Raw genomic sequence first — 4,873 nt, forward strand, 5'->3', positions numbered from 1 at the left:
GTTGAGAGCATGGGGACGATTCCTCACGCTCTTATCGCAGTGTATAACGGAGATACGGCCGAGGCCGCATTGGCTTTCGATCGTTATATAGAGGGCGGAGTCAACCGGATAATTTTGGTCGATTGGGACAATGATGTGATCGGAACGACGGTCGATTGCGTTGCACGCACGTATAAGGCCGAAACCGGTGAAAACTTCGTACCCGGCAAGACCGACCCTTCGGTTGTCATAGGCCCGGGAAAGGGAAAGATATGGGGCGTGAGATTCGATACTTCTGGCAGTTTGAGAGACGTTTCGGTCGTCCCTAAGGACGCTTCTTCGCTGGGAGTCTGTCCCGAACTGGTCTGGAGGGCTAGAAGGGAATTCGACAGGTACGGAATGAAGGATTTGAAGATAGTCGTCTCGGGTGGTTTCACGGCGGAGAAGATTGATCTTTTCGAAAAGCTGAATGTACCCGTGGATGTTTACGGAGTCGGTTCGTCCCTGCTGAAAAACAAGTTGGACTTCACGGCAGATATCGTGGAGGTCGAAGGAAGACCCTGCGCAAAAGTGGGAAGAGGGAAGATAGAGACTCCAAGACTGGAAAAGGTAGCGAGTGACTATTGGAACAACGATAAAGAGGAGAGGTGTTGAAAATGGAAGCAAGGGGAACCTGGACAGTAAAAAAAGGGTTCGCTGAAATGTTCAAGAACGGCGTAATCATGGATGTTACGAATCCCGAGCAGGCAAAGATAGCTCAGGATGCCGGAGCCACGGCAGTAATGGCTCTTGAAAGAGTACCGGCGGACATTCGAAAAGAGGGCGGAGTAGCCCGAATGGCAAAGATTGGTCTGATCAAAGAGATCATGGAAACTGTAACGATCCCTGTAATGGCCAAAGCTAGAATCGGTCACATCGCCGAAGCGAAGATCCTTGAGGCTATTGGCGTTGACTTCATCGACGAATCGGAGGTTCTTACACCTGCAGATGACAAGTATCACATAGACAAGAGAATCTTTACCGTCCCCTTCGTTTGTGGAGCGAGAAATCTCGGAGAAGCAGTCAGGAGAATCGCCGAGGGCGCCGCTATGATTAGAACAAAGGGAGAGGCTGGCACCGGAAATATCATCGAGGCAGTCAAGCATATGAGAACCGTTAACGAAGAAGTGAGAAAGGTCCAAATGATGAACGACGCCGAACTCGTCCACTACGGAAAGGAAATCGGTGCGCCTGTCGAGATTCTCAGCCAGGTAAGAGAGCTCGGAAGACTTCCAGTCGTCAATTTCGCCGCCGGCGGAGTGGCTACACCGGCCGACGCAGCTCTCATGATGATGCTCGGCTGTGACGGAGTCTTCGTAGGTTCGGGAATCTTCAAGTCGAAGGATCCCGCAAGAATGGCCAAAGCGATCGTCGAAGCAGTTTTGCATTATGACAATCCCGAAGCGCTGGCAGAGATCTCGGAGAACGTCGGAGATGCAATGGACGGACTCGAGATCGAGACTCTTGAAGTTCGAATGGAAGAAAGAGGCTGGTAAGGGTTGAAGATCGGAGTTCTCGGAATTCAAGGCGCTATACAGGAACATCTATCGATTCTCAGAAAGGCAGGAGTGGAACCCTCCTGGGTGAAGGATCGGAATGAGCTCGACTCCGTCGAGGCGCTGGTGATGCCGGGTGGAGAGTCGACCACTATGATCAAGCTCTTGAAGAGATTCGAAATGTGGGAGGCCCTCAGGAATAGGATAGAAGATGGAATGCCGGTCCTGGCAACCTGCGCGGGTATGATCCTCCTGTCCAAGAAGATTGAAAACGTCGTCAATCAGGACTCTCTGGGCGTTCTAGACATTAGCGTCAAGAGAAACGGTTACGGCAGGCAGATTAACAGCTTCGAGGTCGATCTACAGATCGACGAGATCGGACCCGAACCATTCAGGGCAGTATTCATAAGAGCTCCAAAGATCGAATCGATCGGTGACGAAGTAAGAGTCCTTACAAGCTACGACGGATCACCGGTTCTCGTTCGCCAGAATAACATGCTGGCAGCCTCCTTCCATCCCGAACTTACCGGAGATCTGAGGATTCACCGGTACTTTCTGAAGATGGCCGAAGCGGCTGGACAGAGGATTGAAAAATGTGCAGAATGATCGCCTTCAAGGCAGATAAGAACATAGATACTAACTGGATCTTGGACATTCTAAAGGGCATCTCCGAGAAAGGCATTTCCAGTCCTCACAGCGACGGTTGGGGCTATGCCGTTTGCGGCGAAGGAAGAGAGACCTACAACAGTTCCGGCGCGATCTTTGATAGCGATAAGAAGCTTCCTCCGAGCAGGGTAGGCATTATTCATTCTCGAAAGGCCTCAAAGGGATACGTTGTCAATCTCGAACACGTTCATCCCTTCTACGCCACGGTCAAGGGGAGAAACTACGCCTTCTGCCACAACGGAACGATATACGACTTCGCTAGCGATGAAAGAACCACAGATACGCAGAGATATTTCGAGCTTCTTGTAAGCAATCTTGAGATATATGAAACGAAGAGAGCTCTGGAAGTCACCGCGGGCTTTGTGGCAGAACACTACCGCTACACGTCGATCAACGCGCTTCTCACGGACTATGAAAGCGTCTGGGCAATAAGGCAAAACGCAGAGAGAGACGACACGGAACACGCCCTGTTTCTTTACGAGAGGGACGGGATAAGAATAGTCTCCAGCGAACCTGTCGAGAAATTCGGCGGTCTTCTCGGAAACTCTATCGAAATAAAAAACGGCGAATCGATAGGTCTTTGAATATTATCAGAAATGCGTCTGGAAAGTTCTCCAGACGCTTTTTTTGTTGAGAGAACTAGAAGTCTATCCCAAGGTCCTTCATGACTTTGACAAGAGTGCTGTCAAGTGATTCAATTTCCGAATTCTCAAGCCTATTGAGAGGAGTCTTCACTCCGCCCATTTTCAGGCCCCTTCTTTCGAGAACATGTTTCATGTATGGAATATTAGCGCCGTTCCCAACTGCCATCGTTAGCTTTGTCAAGGACTTCTGATAATCAAATGCCTTGTCGTAGTCACCGTCTCTTACCGCATCCCGGACCTTGACGAAGAATTCCGGGAAAACTGCTCCGGGGCCTGAAACACAGCCTCTGGCTCCGGCGATTAGAACTGATGCGAATGCCGCATCGCATCCAACGACCGTACTGAACGTCGACGGCAGAGCCTGAATCACGCTCATCGAATTTACAAAGTCGCCGCTGCTGTCTTTCAAACCGACAATGTTCCTGTGTTTTTCATGGAGCTTGGCAATGACTTCGACGCCCACCGGGTTCTTGGTCAGAGAGGGAATATTGTAAATGTACAGAGGGAAGTCGCTTACGGCTTCCGCTATCTTGTCGTAGAAACTGAAGAGCTCCTCCTGCTTGTGGTTGAAAAAGAAAGGCGAGACTACTGCTGCCGCATCCGCCCCACATTCCTTTGAGTGTTTTAGCAGTTCGATAATATCTTCAAGCACTGCAGCTCCGCAATGAGATACAACGGTCATTCTTCCTTTGTTTGCCTCGACGAATGACTCTAGAGTCTTCTTTCTTTCGGCCAATGGGAGGGATGTCCCCTCACCGGTTGTGCCGAGCACAAACATTCCGTCGACACCTTTCTCAGCCAGGAAGTCTACATAAGACTTTATTGCATTGTAGTCAACACAGGAACCATCATCATTCATCGGAGTTAGCGGAGCTACACCGACCCCTTCAAGTAGTCTTTTCACCATGATATCCCTTCTGCCAATCTTCTGGCTGCGTCCTTCATTGCCTCAAACTCTTGAACCAACCCCATTCTGACCTTCTTTGAACCATTGATGCCGTAGGCAGTTCCAGGAACAACGAGAATACCGTATTCTCTGTATAGTTTTTCGGTGAAACTCCATGGATCAGTGCCTTCCGGAGTGGAAACCCATACATACATCGCCCCCTGGGGAGCGGTGAAAGTCAATCCCGATGCCTTTAGGCCTTCAATAATCGCATCTCGCCTGCCCTGATACATTTCTCTGAGCTCACGATAATAGGAATCGGGGGTAGACTTCAAAGCTGCCGCTGCGGCCAGCTGTATAGGGTAAAAGACATTTGAGTCGATCTTCGATTTGTAAAGTTTCACCGCGTCCAGAAGACGCTTCTCGGCTACTATTGCCCCAACTCTCCATCCGGCCATGTTGTAGGTCTTTGAGAAGGCGAAGTACTCCAGTCCCAGTTCGAGATTCTGGCGCGCTTCGAAATAACTGTTGACATCAAGATTGTCAAAGGCTATTTCGGAGTATGCAAGATCACTCATCACGACAAAACCGTACTTGCCGGAAAGCTCTGAAAGCCGGTCGTAGTATTCTCCGCTTGCCACCCGGCCGGTGGGATTTGAGGGGTAATTGACGATTACCATTTTCGGCTTGTGCAACCTGGCAAGACTCTCGATTTCGTTTAGAGTAGCCATTGGATTAACATCGCCGTTGTAAGTGAGAAGCTTTCCTCCGGTGAAAAGAACGGCCTCGAAGTATGTTGGATAACCTGGATCAGGAACAAGAATCGAATCACCGGCATTTACCAGTGCATGCAATGCATTGAAAATAGCTTCTTTGATTCCGACAGTCACAAGCACATTTTCCTCGGGATTCAGTGTGACTCCGAAACGTTTTCTGTACCAGTCAGCGACAGCCTCAAGGAGCTCCGGAGCCCCGTGTTGCGGTGGATAAGTATGATAGGCAGGATTCGACAGGTTCTCCTTCATTACCTCCACTATCCATTCCGGGGTGGGTCTGTTCGGGGCGCCTATTGAAAGGTTGATCATTTTCTGCTTTGGTGGTTCTTTCTTCAGGCCGTTAATGAATCCAAAGGCATCGGGCCTGAAAAACTCAAGCTTGGAAGA

General features: G+C 49.8%; 5 protein-coding genes and 1 pseudogene. 4 read left to right on the forward strand and 2 right to left on the reverse strand.

The genetic code is table 11. The features are described from left to right. The 4 genes and pseudogenes from BG32_RS14115 to BG32_RS14130 form a co-directional block, all read left to right on the forward strand. Positions 1-633, forward strand: a pseudogene (locus BG32_RS14115) (nicotinate phosphoribosyltransferase); the annotation flags it as partial. A gap of 2 nt (positions 634-635) precedes the next feature. Further along, entirely contained in the window at positions 636-1,514 is an 879-nt protein-coding gene (gene pdxS, locus BG32_RS14120) for a pyridoxal 5'-phosphate synthase lyase subunit PdxS (RefSeq protein WP_039882449.1), read from the forward strand. A gap of 3 nt (positions 1,515-1,517) precedes the next feature. After that, positions 1,518-2,120: a pyridoxal 5'-phosphate synthase glutaminase subunit PdxT gene (gene pdxT, locus BG32_RS14125; RefSeq protein WP_006489390.1), complete on the forward strand. Its 603-nt coding sequence runs from the start codon at positions 1,518-1,520 to the stop codon at positions 2,118-2,120. After that, positions 2,108-2,764, forward strand: coding sequence for a class II glutamine amidotransferase (locus BG32_RS14130; protein ID WP_121527016.1), 657 nt, complete (start codon positions 2,108-2,110; stop codon positions 2,762-2,764). Before pdxT ends, BG32_RS14130 begins: the two co-directional genes overlap by 13 nt. 55 nt (positions 2,765-2,819) lie before the next feature. Here BG32_RS14130 and BG32_RS14135 read toward each other — a convergent pair whose 3' ends face one another. Next, positions 2,820-3,731, reverse strand: a complete 912-nt coding sequence (locus tag BG32_RS14135; RefSeq protein WP_121527017.1) for a dihydrodipicolinate synthase family protein — start codon at positions 3,729-3,731, stop codon at positions 2,820-2,822. Beyond that, positions 3,725-4,873 (reverse strand): pyridoxal phosphate-dependent aminotransferase (locus BG32_RS14140; RefSeq protein WP_147435083.1); only part of this gene is annotated, 1,149 nt, incomplete at its 5' end. The genes BG32_RS14135 and BG32_RS14140, both read right to left, overlap by 7 nt.

It is taken from the genome of Mesotoga sp. HF07.pep.5.2.highcov (assembly GCF_003666285.1).
Taxonomy (GTDB): Bacteria; Thermotogota; Thermotogae; order Petrotogales; family Kosmotogaceae; genus Mesotoga; species Mesotoga prima.

Excerpts from the sequence above, each read along its gene's own strand:
- pdxS (WP_039882449.1), top strand. The coding sequence starts at position 636 with ATGGAAGCAAGGGGAACCTGGACAGTAAAAAAAGGGTTCGCTGAAATG.
- BG32_RS14130 (WP_121527016.1), top strand. The coding sequence starts at position 2,108 with ATGTGCAGAATGATCGCCTTCAAGGCAGATAAGAACATAGATACTAAC.
- BG32_RS14135 (WP_121527017.1), bottom strand. The coding sequence starts at position 3,731 with ATGGTGAAAAGACTACTTGAAGGGGTCGGTGTAGCTCCGCTAACTCCG.